At 34.8% G+C, this 15,296-nt stretch carries 9 protein-coding genes; 6 read left to right on the top strand and 3 right to left on the bottom strand.

Going from position 1 to position 15,296, the window contains the following annotated elements; genetic code table 11:
* Nucleotides 1–36: 36 nt before the first annotated feature.
* Both ICJ83_RS03170 and ICJ83_RS03165 read right to left on the bottom strand, forming a co-directional pair.
* Entirely contained in the window at nucleotides 37–5,610 is a 5,574-nt protein-coding gene (locus ICJ83_RS03170; protein ID WP_188228898.1) for an alpha-2-macroglobulin family protein, read from the bottom strand.
* A 183-nt stretch (nucleotides 5,611–5,793) separates the two neighbouring features.
* Nucleotides 5,794–6,816 (bottom strand): isoaspartyl peptidase/L-asparaginase family protein, encoded by a 1,023-nt coding sequence (locus ICJ83_RS03165; protein WP_188228897.1) that lies wholly within the window; start codon nucleotides 6,814–6,816, stop codon nucleotides 5,794–5,796.
* A 189-nt stretch (nucleotides 6,817–7,005) separates the two neighbouring features.
* On the opposite strand from ICJ83_RS03165, the gene nhaA reads away from it, so the two are divergent.
* The 6 genes from nhaA to ICJ83_RS03135 all read left to right on the top strand — a co-directional run bounded on the left by nhaA (nucleotide 7,006) and on the right by ICJ83_RS03135 (nucleotide 14,028).
* Nucleotides 7,006–8,322, top strand: coding sequence for a Na+/H+ antiporter NhaA (nhaA, locus tag ICJ83_RS03160; protein WP_188228896.1), 1,317 nt, complete (start codon nucleotides 7,006–7,008; stop codon nucleotides 8,320–8,322).
* A gap of 85 nt (nucleotides 8,323–8,407) precedes the next feature.
* Complete coding sequence (gene amaB, locus ICJ83_RS03155; protein WP_188228895.1) at nucleotides 8,408–9,961, top strand: L-piperidine-6-carboxylate dehydrogenase; 1,554 nt, start codon at nucleotides 8,408–8,410, stop codon at nucleotides 9,959–9,961.
* Nucleotides 9,962–10,026: 65 nt separating this feature from the next.
* Nucleotides 10,027–10,713, top strand: coding sequence for a carboxypeptidase-like regulatory domain-containing protein (locus tag ICJ83_RS03150; RefSeq protein ID WP_188228894.1), 687 nt, complete (start codon nucleotides 10,027–10,029; stop codon nucleotides 10,711–10,713).
* A 37-nt stretch (nucleotides 10,714–10,750) separates the two neighbouring features.
* Complete coding sequence (locus ICJ83_RS03145; RefSeq protein WP_188228893.1) at nucleotides 10,751–11,374, top strand: hypothetical protein; 624 nt, start codon at nucleotides 10,751–10,753, stop codon at nucleotides 11,372–11,374.
* A gap of 81 nt (nucleotides 11,375–11,455) precedes the next feature.
* Nucleotides 11,456–12,835, top strand: coding sequence for a DUF1800 domain-containing protein (locus tag ICJ83_RS03140; RefSeq protein WP_188228892.1), 1,380 nt, complete (start codon nucleotides 11,456–11,458; stop codon nucleotides 12,833–12,835).
* Nucleotides 12,836–12,837: 2 nt separating this feature from the next.
* Nucleotides 12,838–14,028, top strand: coding sequence for a DUF1501 domain-containing protein (locus ICJ83_RS03135; protein WP_188228891.1), 1,191 nt, complete (start codon nucleotides 12,838–12,840; stop codon nucleotides 14,026–14,028).
* Between the two features lie 133 nt (nucleotides 14,029–14,161).
* On the opposite strand, the gene ICJ83_RS03130 is transcribed toward ICJ83_RS03135, so the two are convergent.
* Nucleotides 14,162–15,295 (bottom strand): ATP-binding protein, encoded by a 1,134-nt coding sequence (locus ICJ83_RS03130; protein WP_188228890.1) that lies wholly within the window; start codon nucleotides 15,293–15,295, stop codon nucleotides 14,162–14,164.
* Between the last annotated feature and the right edge of the window lies 1 nt (nucleotide 15,296).

Genomic DNA, 15,296 nt, shown 5'->3' with positions numbered 1-15,296 from the left:
TTTATAAATTAAAATTTATTTTAAAGGAACATTCTATTATTTTTCAACTGTAACCCATTGGCCTTTTCCTCGAACAAAATAGTCGTTGTCATACATGGCTTCAGCTTGTATACCCGGTAAATAATAGGTGCCTAAATACGATGCATTTAACAATACGCTAAATCTTTTTGAACTTTGTTTGCCTTGTTTGTCTAAATCGAAATAAAAGTTTACACGGTCATCTCTTATGTCGGTGTAACGTGCTGCACTTGTTGTACTATCCCCAAATGCCGTAAAGCGGGTATTTACAATTTCCCATCCAGAAGGAAATATTTGAGTTAAAGCGATATCGTTAATGGTTTCGTCTTTTAAATTATTTACGGTAACAATAGCGACAAAGTCCTGACCTTGTTTTAACGTTTTTACATCTATTGTTTTACCTGATAAGTCTTTGTAATTAACGCCAATATTTAAACCGCGTTGTTCGGTTAATTCTTCACCTAAAGTAAGTTTGCCCGAATTCATTAAAGTAACATAAACTATGTTATCTAAATTATTCGTAAAACTTAGTAAATTATTGCCTTCGTTAATGATTAATTTCCGTTGGGCAATGGCATGGTTTGTAGATACAGGTGTCGTTTTGCCATTTAGCGTGTATTCCAACTGCATTGATTTACCACCATTGGCTTCTACCATTTTAGCCATAGCTAACAAACTGTAGGCTGTTGTTTGCGTACTCATCCAGCTGTTCCCTGATAATCGTTTTGCAATATATTCTGTAATTTCCCGAGTTTTTGAATGCTCTGTAAGCACCATAGTTTCGAGTGCCATGGCGCGGTTCCTGTCTACCGAACCATAGGTGTAATAATCATATCTTTCAGATGTGAAGTTTATATTTGCGGTTCTTGAAATGGCTTTACTGGCTTCTTTTTGGCCGGCTAGCGCATAAGCTGCGGCTAATCGCCATTTTGCATCGTTAGAGAGTTTATTAAATTCTTTTAAGCGATTCATAGCAGCGAGGTCAGGACTTCCTGCCAGAGCTAAAGTATAAAGTCTATAAGCCTGTGCTAAATCAGAATTATACGATGTGTAAGATGGTCGCCAATCACGTGCGGCCTGTTTTTGATATTTTAACCAATTAGTTTTGAAAGTTAATGGTAAAACAAAGCCTTTTTTCTCGGCTTCAATCATAAAATGACCAGCGTAACTACTAGCCCAGTCATTAGTCTGATTTTCACCTATCCAATAACTTAAACCGCCATTAGGTTGTTGAAAATTCCCTAATCGTTTTATCGCTTTTTCAATATTAGTTTGGATGGCTTTTTTCTTGTCGTATGTTAAATCAAAGATGTCATTTAAAAATAACTGCGGAAAAGCGCTCGATGTGGTTTGTTCCAAGCAGCCATGAGGATATTGTATTAAATAGTTAAGACGACGTGAAAAATCCATTGGAGGTAACGTAGAAAATTCTAAAGTCGTTTCATTGGTTCCTGTCACCCCAAAAGTTGAAAAATTCAAAGAGTTTGTTTCTTTGGCATTTAAGGTAATATTGGTGATTTTATTAGTTATTGGATTTGGATTAAAAACATCAAATTCTATGTTTTGCGATGCTGTTTCACCTTGTCCGGAAGCAATAACACTTAAGGAATTAAAACCATTGGCTTTACTAACATCTAAATCGAAGTAAACCATTTTTTCATCGGGTGATGTAAAGTTTAAGGTTTTTGTTTGGTCACCTATAATTTGAATGCCTTTACTCAATTTTAGTTTAACGGTTGCCTGTTTTATTTTTTTGTTCATAGCAAAAACCGTAACTGGTAAAGTAACTTTTTCTCCCGGACTAAGCTTCCGCGGAAGCGTAGCCAATACCATTAGTGGTTTTTTAACCTGTACTGACTTATCGGAGCTGCCATAGGCTTCTGTATTTACGTTTCCAGCAACAATCATAGCTCTAACTGCACCAATGTAATTTGGCATTATAAGTACATGTGAGGCCGTTTTGCCAGCTTCTAAAGAAAAGGGTCCTAAATATTTTACAACAGGTTTAAAACGGTTAGCTTTTTTCTTTTTACCAGCAAGAGCCGAGCCGTCGCCACCTATGGCGAATACCTGATCAATACTGCCGCTATAGGCGCCAATAACATCATCGAAAATATCCCAGGTTTTTACTCCAAGAGCTTCGCGGGCGAAAAAGGATTGCCAGGCATTTGGCGTGCTAAAACGCGTTAAATCGAGTAAACCTTCTTCAACCACCGCTATGGTGTAAGTCATGGCCTTATTGTTTTTTTCTGAAACGTCAATTTTAAATTCTTGTTCAGGCTTTAATTCATCAGGCATTTGTATTACGGGATGAAGTTTGGTTACCGGGTTTTCTACCATTAAAGGAATAACACCGTATAAACGAATAGGTAAATCGTTACTTGTAATAGCATGGGGTTGTAATAATGAAATATTGACGAATACGTTTGGTGCCATTTCTGGTGTAATAGGTATGTTTACGGTGGTTTCATTTTGGATAGTTTTTACCCATTGATGATCAATAATTTCAGAGCCGTTTTCAATACTAATTAAAGCGCGACCTTCAGGACCTGAAGGGAATGTTATTTTGGCTGTTTCTCCTACATTGTAACTTTCTTTATCGGCTGAAAACACTAGCATTTTTGCAGCTTCTTTATCTGCTGAAGGAGCTGTTTGATTCCAGTTTTTGTAGAAATATGCGGTACGACCAGTAGCATGACCACTAGTCGGGTCTGTAACCCGAATTAAATAGCGACCACGTTCGTTTTCAGGAATTTTTAATTTGAATTGTGCCTTGCCTTGCGCATCGGTGTTTATCAGTTGATCGAAATACGGACGATGGTATTTGCTAGAAACATAGCTAGAGAGGTTGTCGTACGAAGAGTTCCACCACCAACGCCATTCAATTTTATAAATTTTAACCTCTAATTTATTTCGTTTTACAGGATTTCCTTGAGCATCGACAACAACAACATTAAAGGTTTGATTTTCGTCGGTGTAGTATGAACCAAATCGGTTGCTTTGTGGTGATTTTAATCCTACAAACGAGGCGTATGGCGCAAAGGTTTTGGTAAAGGCATCGATGGAAGAATCGCCACCATTTTCGAAAGCACGGACTAAAAATTGAGCGTTTAATAATCCCGGGGCATTTTTACCAACTTTAAGTGATTTGTTAAAAGTTGCTTGGCCTTCTGCATTAACCTTTCCTTCAAATACATTAATATCTTCCGAAGAAAATGATCTGGTAGGGTCTGTAAAAACATAATCTTTATAATTTTTAAACCCAGTATTCGAGACACTAAATCGTGCTTTAATTTCGGTTTTTAGGTTTTTAGCAGGCGCACCGTGTAACCATTTTACATCTAAAGTTCCATTAATTGGTTTTTCAGTAGTTAATATATCATTTTTAAAGTCGACTTTAAGTTTTAAGCGGTTAGGTTTAACCGTTTCAATACGTAAACTTTTAAAGAATGAAACGCCACCTACCGATACTTTTGCACTATAAGTCCCTGTTTTACCATCTGTTGAGGTTGGAACCGTAAATTGATAAAAATTATTGACATTATTGGCTGTTATATTTTTATATATAAGTTTACCATTAGGATCTCGGACTTCCATTTTTACCGGGTGTCCTGCTGGAAGTTTATTGGCCTTATCATTAAGTATAAAACTTAAAAACAATGAATCTCCAGGGCGCCAAACACCGCGTTCACCGTAAATATAACCTTTTAGTCCTCGCTGTAATTTATTTCCTGATATATCAAACTTACTTAGCGATAACGAATGACCATCCTGAAGTTTTAAATAAGTTGTATTAGCCCCTTTGGAAATAATAGCGAAAGCGGCATGGTTTTCAGATTTTATAATGGCTAACCCATCGTTATTAGTTTGGGATTTACTTAGTTGTTGCTGCTGAAAATTATAAAGTCTTATTTCGGCATTTGCAATAGGTTCGGTATTTAAAATGTCGGTAACAGCAAAAAAGTATTCGTTAGTGCTACTTCGTTTTGCAATTACACCAAGGTTAGATGCTAAAAGGTTTTGAGCTACCATTCGGTTTTCGTGGAAATAAGCATCGTGGCAAGGATTATCGCGTTCACGCCAATTATAGGTGTAGTTTTTATAGCGGTAAGTTAAATTGTCCCAATAGGCTTCTTCTCTAATGTTTTCGCTTTCTTCAGAATAGTCCAGATCACCTTCAGTAAAATCTTCTTCGTAGTAGTCTTCATCATAGGTTTCATCTGGATTTGTTTCTGTATAATCGTCGCAATTAAATAACGAATATTCTTTTGTGTAGCTCAGTTCTACACGGTAAATTGCTCCAGGATCTGCCTTAAAATATTTCGATAAATCGATACTGTAAGCTTTCCATTTACCATCGTTAATTTCACCTTCTTCGTAAAGATTTATGGTTTGTTTGGCAATGCGGCGACCCACGTGCTTAATAGCGTTGTCATTGTTGCTGTTTAAAGTATTATCTTGAAGAAACTGAAGTATATTGTCTTCAAATATTTTAATGATACGAACATCTATAGCTTTCAAATTTACAGCTTCAAAATTGAATTTTAAGGCCTTAGAATTAGGTAAAATACTTCCGTTACTAATGAGTCTTAGCTGTGGTTTTATTTCTTCAAAAGAAAGGGTTTCAGATAAAGGATTTTTGAGTTTATAACCATCGGTATTCATTATACCCTGAAAAACATCGACTAAAATATTACCAACTAATCGGGTGTCGGGATACACTTTTAATACATTTCCTATAACAACGTATTTTGGCTTCTTTGCATTTTGAATACTCACTAAACCATCAAAATTTTGTTGTTTTTTTAAAGGATCGGAAAAGTTAATTATCAGGGCTTGTTCTGGTCGTTGTATAACCTCTACATTTACTATTGAAAAGTTATTAATGCCTGGTATTTTAATCGTATTCTCACCTTCATTATCTGCATGTATAGCTTTACCTTTCCATTTTACGATAATTTCAGAATCGTCAACCAAACGGTTAATACTATCTATTTTAAAATCGAAAAGTTTAGATGTTTTATTGGCTTCATTCCATTTAAGTTTTAAAGGTTTTCCATTTTGTGAAGCTTCCACCAATTGTTTTGCTTTTTCTAAAGAAATAATATCTGCAGAATTTAGTCGGGCTTCTAAATACTGCCAGGACTTGCTGTAGGATTGTAAATTAGTAGTGGTAATGAAAAAGTTTGGCGCTATGGTTTTAAATTGAAAGGTGTAGTGATTAAATTCCTCCGGAATGTTTTTGTAGATATCATCTAATTTTACTGTTACTGTATATTCGGTATCTGGTTCAAGAGGTTCGTCGAGTATAAAGGTAAGGGCGTGTGTATTAGTGGTGGTTAAGTTGCCCTGAACATGAGGTTTTATTTCCATAAAATCGGTATTTATGGTTTCACCAGGTATCCAGTTGTCAACATTCTTTTTTAAATTAATGACTATTGGGTCGTGGGTAGAGACCCTTCCATTAGTCGTATAACTGATGTATTCTTTAAATTTAAAAAGGTTATCGGTGTCTTGTTGGTCACTTTTATGCTTACATGATACAGCAAAATTAAAAGCAAGGATAATTAAAAGGATGTGTTTCAGGGACATTAAAAATGGGATAATATGGTTAACGGATTGAGTTAAAATTACGTATTATATTTCGCTCAATAAATCGAATTTGAATATTTTTTTTAGCTAATTAGAATGTCAGGAATCAAAACCTTTTAAACCGCATAATTTCATTAGTTTGCTGTGCTTTTGCAACAAGTAAAGTCTTTATAGTCGGATTTGTTATTTTTCAAACATACCAATGTACAGATCACCGTTAGCTGTCATAGTTGCTCTAAACATGCCAGCTGTGTTGAATTCCATCATCAGATTCCCTTTATTGTCAACCCCAATTACACCGCCATTTCCCCCTAGCTTTCCAACTTTATTGTGAATGACTTCTTTTGCAGCTTGCGTTATGGAGAGTCCTTTATATTCCATAAGTGCTGAAATATCGTGGGCAACTACCGATCGAATAAAATATTCGCCCCAGCCAGTACAAGAAATAGCACAAGTTTGGTTGTTGGCATAAGTACCAGATCCTATAACTGGTGAATCGCCTATGCGTCCCCAGCGCTTATTGGTCATCCCTCCAGTAGATGTTCCTGCTGCCAGATTGCCTTTTTTATCGAGGGCAGCACAGCCTACTGTTCCAAATTTTGAATCGTTAATATTGGCATCGTAGTATGCCATGTTTTCATTCTGTTTTACTCTTTCTAAAGATTTGAAGCTTTTTTTAGTATAGAAATATGAAGGGTCTACAAGTATGAGTTGTTGTTCCGCAGCAAATTGTTCGGCACCTTCCCCAGAAAGCATAACATGAGGCGAGTTTTCCATTATGGCACGGGCTAAATTTATAGGGTTTTTCACAGTTTTTGTTCCGGCTGATGCACCAGCATTTAGCGTTTTACCATCCATTATGGAGGCGTCATGCTCATTGGTTTCTGCATTAGTAAATACGGCACCTTTTCCGGCGTTAAACAATGGTGAATCTTCTAGAGTATTAATGGTTTTTTGCACAGCATCAATGCTACTACCGCCTTCATTCAAAATGTTATATCCGACACGTATAGCTTCTTCTAGTTTAGCTTTATAAAGTTTTTCTTTTTCTGGGGACATATTCTTTTTTAAAATGGTCCCTGCGCCGCCATGAATAATAATAGCAAATTTAGCTTCTTTAATATTTGGTTTCTGAGGTTTTTCAGTGCCGTTTTTGCATGAAAACAAAAACAAAACAAATAAGAATGAGCGGAAAATGTAATGCATGGTAAATGTTTTATGTACAGTTTAAAGATACTTGTTTTTAACTAAATCAATTCTTGGAGTTTTGTGTTTTTACAGGATTCTGAAAACCGTTATAACTTATTCTAAATAATCTGGTTAAAGCTGATAAGTGTCATATTTTGCCTGTAGGGTTATTTGTAATTTGACGTTTAAATCACCAAAGTTTTAAAAATGAATAAAATTATAGAGCCTATTAATAGGTTTGTGAAATCTTCAAATTCTGGAAGTTTTTTGTTGCTGTTTGCAACGGTTTTGGCATTAATTATAGCTAACTCCCCGTGGAATACGCTGTATCATAATTTATTAAAAAGTGAATTTACTTTAGGCTTTTTAGAGAAAGGTTTTGAGTTAACCGAGCCTTTTTATCTGTGGATTAACGATGGTTTAATGGCTATTTTCTTTTTTCATGTTGGTCTGGAAATAAAGCGCGAAATATTGGATGGTGAGTTATCATCAATATATAAAGCGTCATTACCCGTATTAGCAGCGCTTGGTGGTGTTTTAGTACCGATTGTAATTTATTTTTTAACGATACCAAACCCAGATTTATCTAAAGGATGGGGCGTACCTATGGCTACCGATATTGCTTTTTCTTTAGGGATCTTAAAACTACTTGGAAAAAGAGTGCCCTTAGGTTTAAAGGTGTTTTTAACGGCGTTTGCTATTGTAGATGATTTAGCAGCGGTAATCGTTATAGGTGTCTTTTATGCTACCGATATTAATTTGATGCTTTTGCTGTATTCTGCAATCATCCTTGTATTTATGGTGTTTTTAGGGATGAAGAAGTATTTTTCAAAATTCATATTTTTCCCGCTTAGTGTCGTGGTGTGGATTTTATTTTTGAAATCAGGAATTCATCCTACTATTGCAGGTGTACTATTAGCATTTACTATTCCAGCAACCCGCACAACAACATTAGACCGGTTTTTCGAGAAAATTAAAGTTTCTGTGCAGCGGTTTACCGAAGAACGTGACCACGTAAAAACGCACCATATTTTAAAGCAAGAACACGTGCATGCCGCTTATGCTATACGCATGGCTTCTGTACATATTAATTCGCCGTTACAAAAAATAGAACATGATTTGCATCCTTGGATTGTGTATTTTATAATGCCTGTTTTTGCTTTTGCAAATGCAGGGGTAACCATTTCTAGTGGAACAGAAATAGATTTTGGTGTGGCCTTACCTATCGCTTTGGCCTTAGTAATTGGTAAGTTTGTGGGTATTAGTGTGGCATCTTGGTTAGCCGTATCGACTAAAATCGCACATTTGCCTAAAGGCGTAAATTTTAAACAAATTTTGGGAGCTGCGCTGTTAGGAGGTCTAGGATTTACGATGTCTTTGTTTATTGCCAATTTAGCATTTACCGATGCGGTACTTTTAAGTTCGGCTAAGGTGGGTATTTTGTCTGGTTCACTTATTTCTGGTGTGTTAGGATATTGGGTTATTCGTAGTTTGGTTAAAAAGAAAGATACTTTAAGTATTTAGTTATTTGAAAAATAACATCTTAATAAGCGTTATTTTATTGCTATATTCGTAAAAAAATAAAGCTAAAACGGTAAATAGTTTAATTATGGACACTCGGGCAATAGATTTTGGTATTGATAAAGCACTTGATATTTTAGGGGTAAAACCAATAAATAATGGAACATCAACAGGGACAAATTCTTTCGGTTCGGGCGACCTTATATCCAGTTATTCTCCCGTTGATGGAAAACTTATTGCAGAAGTAAAAGCTACAAATTTAGAAGATTTTGAAAAGGTACTAATTACGGCATCATCGGCATTTAAAACCTGGCGATTAATGCCTGCACCACAACGTGGTGAAATTGTAAGACAGTTTGGGGACAAACTAAGAGATAAAAAAGAAGCGCTTGGTAAGTTAGTATCCTACGAAATGGGTAAATCATACCAGGAAGGGCTTGGTGAAGTTCAGGAAATGATTGATATCTGTGATTTTGCTGTAGGTTTATCACGTCAGTTACATGGTTTAACCATGCATTCTGAACGTCCGGGGCATCGTATGTATGAACAATACCATCCTTTAGGTATTGTCGGTATTATTTCGGCCTTTAATTTTCCAGTTGCTGTTTGGTCATGGAATACTGCTTTGGCATGGGTTTGTGGTGATGTTACTATTTGGAAACCCAGTGAAAAAACACCGCTTTGCGGTATTGCTTGTCAAAATATTGCTACCGAGGTTTTTAAAGCCAATAATTTACCGGAAGGCATTTCTTGTTTGGTTAATGGCGATTATAAAGTCGGGGAGTTTATTTCAAAAAGTTCTCAAATACCATTAGTTTCAGCAACGGGCTCTACAAGAATGGGTAAAATTGTAGCTCAGGATGTTGCTGCAAGATTGGGTAAATCTTTATTAGAGCTTGGGGGAAATAATGCCATTATTGTAACTCCGGATGCTGATATAAAAATGACAGTTATTGGAGCTGTATTTGGCGCAGTAGGAACCGCGGGACAACGCTGTACCAGTACCCGCCGATTAATTATACATGAAAGCATTTACGATAAAGTAAAAAATGCTCTTGTTGAAGCTTATAAGCAATTACGAATTGGTAATCCGCTTAATGAATCGAATCATGTAGGGCCATTAATTGATAAAGAGGCTGTAACCATGTATACAAATGCCTTAAATAAAGTGGTTGCCGAAGGCGGTCATTTGGTGGTAGAGGGCGGTGTATTACATGGTGAAGGTTATGAAAGTGGTTGTTATGTAAAACCAGCAATAGCAGAAGCCAAACCAGATTATAAAATTGTTCAGCATGAAACTTTTGCACCTGTTTTGTACTTGCTAAAATATTCAGGCGATGTTCAAAATGCTATTCAAATACAAAACAATGTGGTGCAGGGTTTATCATCAGCAATTATGACTAATAATTTACGAGAAGCAGAGCATTTTTTATCTGTTGCAGGTTCCGATTGCGGAATTGCTAATGTAAATATCGGAACTTCTGGAGCCGAAATTGGTGGTGCTTTTGGTGGAGAAAAGGAAACTGGAGGCGGTCGCGAATCTGGTTCCGATGCATGGAAAGTATACATGCGAAGACAAACCAATACTATTAATTATACGGCAAATCTACCTTTAGCACAGGGAATAAAATTCCATTTGTAATATTTTTCTTTTTTTAACGCAACCATAAAGTGAAATAAACATCTTAGTATAAACTCACTAAGTAAATGAAAAATTATGCCTTTTTGGTTTTTGCTATTGTTTTATGGGGAGGTTGTTCAATCCCTCAATTTGAGCCTAATGCCAGAGTGTTAATTAAAGGAAAAGTGCTTGATGAAAACAATGCACCCATTTTAGATGCAAAAGTAACCGCTTATATTTTCAGAGAGGATTATTATTTGCAATCTTATTTTTTAGGAAGTGATTTATCAGCACAAGATGGAGGTTTTCAAATCACATCGCTGTTGCCTAAAAATGAAGAATATGTAGTTGAAGTAAAAAGTGCAGATAATTATACCGAATATTATTATTTATCGAATACTTTCGAGAATAATAAACCTGACAATTACACCATTAATTTAGAAGCTGTTCAGCTGAAAAAGAATTCAAAAGTAAACTACACAATCACCAGAACAAGTCCATTAGGAACAACACTACATTATTCCTTTAATTTTCCTAACGTTAAATGCTATGAATATTTTGAAAACGGGCAAATAAATCCTGAGAATTCCAATTGTTTTGATGCGGTTTACATAAGTCGATTTCTCGATGATAATAACCCTAATGATTCAAGTTTTTTTTGGACTGTTTTAGGATCCGTTGTTGAATTTAGATACGTCATTAACGACGGCCCGGAAGTTGTAGAAACATTTATTATTGATGAAGAAAATTATGAATTTGAATTTTCGTATTAAGCTTTGTTGTTTTTCGTTATTGTTTACTTGTTGTAGTTTGAGTTTTGCTCAAAATAACAAGGCAAAAGATCAAGGTGTTGAGGTATCAAATAAAAATCTGGGATATTTTGCTTACGAGTACGCATTGCCAATTACAACTGGCGATAATTTTACCGGATTAGGTTTAAAGGGAAAGTTTGGGGTTAATTTAAAACTTCATGTATTTGTTTATAAAGGCTTTTTTGTTTCAGGAACTGCAGGCGCACATTATTTTAAAGTAAAAGATAAAAGTATCGTTGGAAATTATGAAAAAACCACTGCAATACATCAGTATTTGAGCGTTGGTTACGAAATTGAGCCTGTTACAAAATTAAAACTGGGCGTAAGTGCGGCCGTATTAGGTCGTTCTAGGTATAAAAATAAAATAGATCCCAATAATAAATTAGTGTTTCAAACAGATAGAGGGCGTATAAGAGCTTACGATGCATATATTCATTATATGCTAGTTTCTCAATTAGCAGTTTATATTAATTATACATATCGAAATGATCACATGAATATTCAAACGGCGGCAGAATTAAATTCGATCTTCGATAACGCTAGTTTTCATACCATTGGTTTTGGTTTTCGTTTCTGTTTTGGGAAAAAAGATCTTATTTCTACATTGAAAAATAATTATTGATTAGTTTTCGTTAGTCATATATAAACTTTTTCAATTAATTAGAGTCTAAGAGGTTATACTTAACTAAATAATTCCAGGCATATGAAGCTAAAGCATATTCAACATTTATATTGGCGTGCCGGATTTGGAATACTGCCAAATGATTTAGAACCTTTAAAAGACTTGAAACGCAAGGCAGTTGTTGATCTTCTTTTTAAAAATTCTGAAAAAATTAGTCCTTTAAATATTGATACTTCAGAACTCAATCAGATTTTAAAAAGTGGTGGTCCATTATCCGATGTAGAACGAAAAAAAATTCAGCAATTAAGTCGTAAAAAAAGTATCGAGCTTAATATGTCTTGGATGCAAAGAATGATGAAACCATGGGAACTTTTGCGAGAGAAAATGACGCTTTTTTGGGCGAACGTTTTTGTTTGTGAGGATAATAATGTGGTTTACACGCAAAAGTATAATAATACGCTACGAACTTTTGCACTCGGAAATTTTAAAGATTTTGTAAATGCCATTTCTAAGGAGGCGGCAATGACAAAGTATTTGAATACAAAACAGAATAAAAAGCAAAAGCCAAACGAGAATTTTGCACGAGAACTTATGGAATTATTCACTTTAGGTGAAGGCCATTACACCGAAGAAGATATTAAAGAGAGTGCCAAGGCATTCACGGGGTATAGCCATAACTTAGAAGGAGATTTTGTACTTAGAGCCTTTCAGCATGATAATTCTTATAAAGTATTTTTTGGTGAAACAGGAAATTTTGATGGAGCCGATATTATAGATATAATTTTAAAGCAGAGACAGTGCGCTAAGTTTATCTGTGAAAAGATATATGCTTACTTCGTAAATGATCGGTTAAATGCAAAGCACATAAACGAAATGGTCGATGTTTTTTACCGAGACTACAACATTAAATCGTTAATGCATTTTGTGTTTTGTGCCGATTGGTTTTACGACGATGAAAATATTGGAATAAAAATAAAGTCACCGGTAGAATTGTTGGTAGGTATAAATCACCTTGTTCCTATTCGTTTCGAAAATAAAAAACAGTTGCTTTATCTTCAACGGCAGCTGGGGCAAGTCCTTTTAGATCCGCCAAATGTAGCGGGCTGGAAAGGTAGTCGTTCCTGGATAGACAGTAATACCATTTCGCTACGATTAAAATTACCTTCAATTTTATTAAATGACGCTTATATTTCTAAAGTGGAAAATGACGAGTCTGAATCTATGATGCTTGCTAAAAAACAGGTGTTAAAAAATAGAGTGGGTAAACAGTTTAAGATTCAAAGGGACTGGAATTTTTTCGAAAATTGTTTTAAGCAAGTGCCTTCAAATAAATTACAAGACTACGTATTGATGGCACCTTTAAGTTCAACCGCCGAACAGTATTTAAGTACTTTAAATAAAACTTCAAAGCAAGAATATTGCGTTCAGCTTATGTCGTTGCCCGAATATCAAATGTGTTAATTATGGAAAGAAGAAAATTTTTAAAACAATCATCGCTGGCCAGTAGTTTATTTTTTGTTCCAAGTTTTGTAAAAGCATTTGAGCAGGTAGCAACTAGTAAATTAGGGTATAAGCGATTGGTGATAATTCAATTATCGGGAGGAAACGATGGACTTAATACGGTTGTTCCTTTTACAAATGATCTTTATTATAAGGCACGACCAACGTTGGCTATTTCTAAAAAGGATATTATAAAAGTAAATGATGAGTTAGGGTTTCATAGTAGCTTATTGCCATTAAAGCGTTTGTATGATAATGGCGATTTAACCGTAATTAATAATGTGGGGTATCCAAATCCGGTACGTTCCCATTTTAGGTCTATGGATATTTGGCAAACGGCTACCGATGCCAATAGGTATTCTCAAACTGGTTGGTTGGGACGTTATCTTGATAATTATGCCAACAAACCTTATTTAGGAATTGAGGTAGACGATAATTTGTCGTTAGCCTTAAAAGGGGAGCGATTAAATGGAATTGCCACTAAAAATCCTAAAGCTTTTTTTAATCTGTCTAGAGATCCTTATTTTAAAAATCTGGTAAATCATGAAAAAGATGCGCATTTAAGTGAGCATAATTTGGGGTATTTGTATAAAACCATGATAGAAGCGCAATCTTCTGCGAAATATATTTTTGAAACGACTAAAACGGTATCAAATCATGCTTCTTATCCCGATAACAAGTTTGCAAATCAGCTTAAAACCACGGCGCAATTTATCAATTCAGGAATCGAGACAAAAGTATTTTATACCTCATTAGGAGGATTTGATACTCATGCGGGGCAGTTAAATACCCAAAAACGATTATTAAAAACTTATGCCGATGGCGTTGAAGCTTTTGTCAATGATTTAAAATCGAATAACACATTTAACGATACATTGGTTTTAACGTTTTCAGAATTTGGAAGAAGGGTTGCTCAAAACGCCGGACAAGGTACCGACCATGGTACGGCAAATAATGTATTTATTATTGGCGGACAACTAAAAAAGCAGGGCATTTATAATAACAATCCAAATTTATCTGATTTAGATGATAATGGAGATTTGAAATTTGAAATAGATTTCAGAACCATTTATGCCACTGTTTTGAACAAATGGCTGGAAGTAAACGATGAAAAGATTTTAAATAAAAACTTTAATCAATTAGAATTTATTTAAAAAAAAAGACCTTGTTTCGGTTTGAGCAAGCTCATGTAGAAACAAGGTCATATCTTAAAAAGATTAATAGCAAGACAAATATAATGAATTTTATTATTGTTTTGAATTATTTAAAAATTAAAAAATTATTGGCTTAACTATATTTCACTTTCCTTAAAATTCTGATGGTTTCTTTATAAAGTTGATATAAATAATCATCATAACTTTTTAAATAAGGTTTTGCTTCATTTAATTTGTCTATGGCGTCATGAAACGAATTAAAATAACATATCAAATAGGTTATGGGCAGGTTTTTTAAATCGGCTAATTCATTATTGGTAAACGATAATCCTTTTTTTAGTTTTTCTAAAATGGCATTATTAGTGTTGTAAATATGATGCAGGACTTTTTTGTCGTATTGAGGGGGCTCAAACAATAATTTGGTTTCAATATGATAAGCGGCATTTTCTTCAAAATGAATAATGGTTTCTTCCAGCTGATAATATTTATTTTGATTTTGAAACCCTAGGTTTACGTATTCTATTATTTTAAAACGATCGTCATCAATAGTTATGGCGACTTCATCTAGTGCTGAAAAAAACAGTAGCACTTGTTCGTTAATAAGCTTTATGTCTACTCTAGAGTAAAAGGTTTCGTCTTTTACTACCTTTTTTTGCCCGGACCAACAAACCACAAAATACTCTTTAAATACTTTGTATTGCGGATGATAGTCTTTGTGCAAATTCATGAAGTCGAAAACTCCGTTTAAGGTATGCTCAATATTATTCTGAGAATTATTTTCTATAGATTCGACGATTTTGGAGTTGATATCTTTTATTTCAATATCAAACACTTTAGGCATGCTCATACTGCCATCCCTAAAAAATACCGAACCACCATAGTATTTCCAGATGTTTTTTCGAAGGGATGTAATTTTTCCAGTAGGGCGGATGGTTACCAAGCCAACAACTTTGTCCTCTGGTAAATGAGGAAATGAAATATTTTCATACTGAACAATTGGCGGATGGGTTAAATAGGCATTGATAAGATTTTGAATTTTGCTATCGTCGAAAAAGTCGACACCAACAATACGATTATCCTTGTCTTCAACCCCAATTAGGATATACGAGTTGTTTTTAGGGTTGCTATTGGATAGTGCACATACATGTTTTAAGAATTTGGCTTTACCTTCTTTAAAACTAATATTAACCTTACGCTTTTTGTCGTAGAAGCTGTTCTCGTCGTTGTGAGCTAATAAATGCTTTATAAGCAGGCGTTTGTTAATCATG

The organism is Aestuariibaculum sediminum (genome assembly GCF_014596945.1).
GTDB lineage: Bacteria > Bacteroidota > Bacteroidia > Flavobacteriales > Flavobacteriaceae > Aestuariibaculum > Aestuariibaculum sediminum.
This window is presented reverse-complemented; position numbering and strand designations above follow the sequence as displayed.

Bases quoted from the DNA above. Each gene is read 5' to 3' on its own strand.
- ICJ83_RS03170 (WP_188228898.1), bottom strand. From the start codon at position 5,610: ATGTCCCTGAAACACATCCTTTTAATTATCCTTGCTTTTAATTTTGCT.
- ICJ83_RS03165 (WP_188228897.1), bottom strand. From the start codon at position 6,816: ATGCATTACATTTTCCGCTCATTCTTATTTGTTTTGTTTTTGTTTTCA.
- nhaA (WP_188228896.1), top strand. From the start codon at position 7,006: ATGAATAAAATTATAGAGCCTATTAATAGGTTTGTGAAATCTTCAAAT.
- amaB (WP_188228895.1), top strand. From the start codon at position 8,408: ATGGACACTCGGGCAATAGATTTTGGTATTGATAAAGCACTTGATATT.
- ICJ83_RS03150 (WP_188228894.1), top strand. From the start codon at position 10,027: ATGAAAAATTATGCCTTTTTGGTTTTTGCTATTGTTTTATGGGGAGGT.
- ICJ83_RS03140 (WP_188228892.1), top strand. From the start codon at position 11,456: ATGAAGCTAAAGCATATTCAACATTTATATTGGCGTGCCGGATTTGGA.
- ICJ83_RS03135 (WP_188228891.1), top strand. From the start codon at position 12,838: ATGGAAAGAAGAAAATTTTTAAAACAATCATCGCTGGCCAGTAGTTTA.
- ICJ83_RS03130 (WP_188228890.1), bottom strand. From the start codon at position 15,295: ATGATTAACAAACGCCTGCTTATAAAGCATTTATTAGCTCACAACGAC.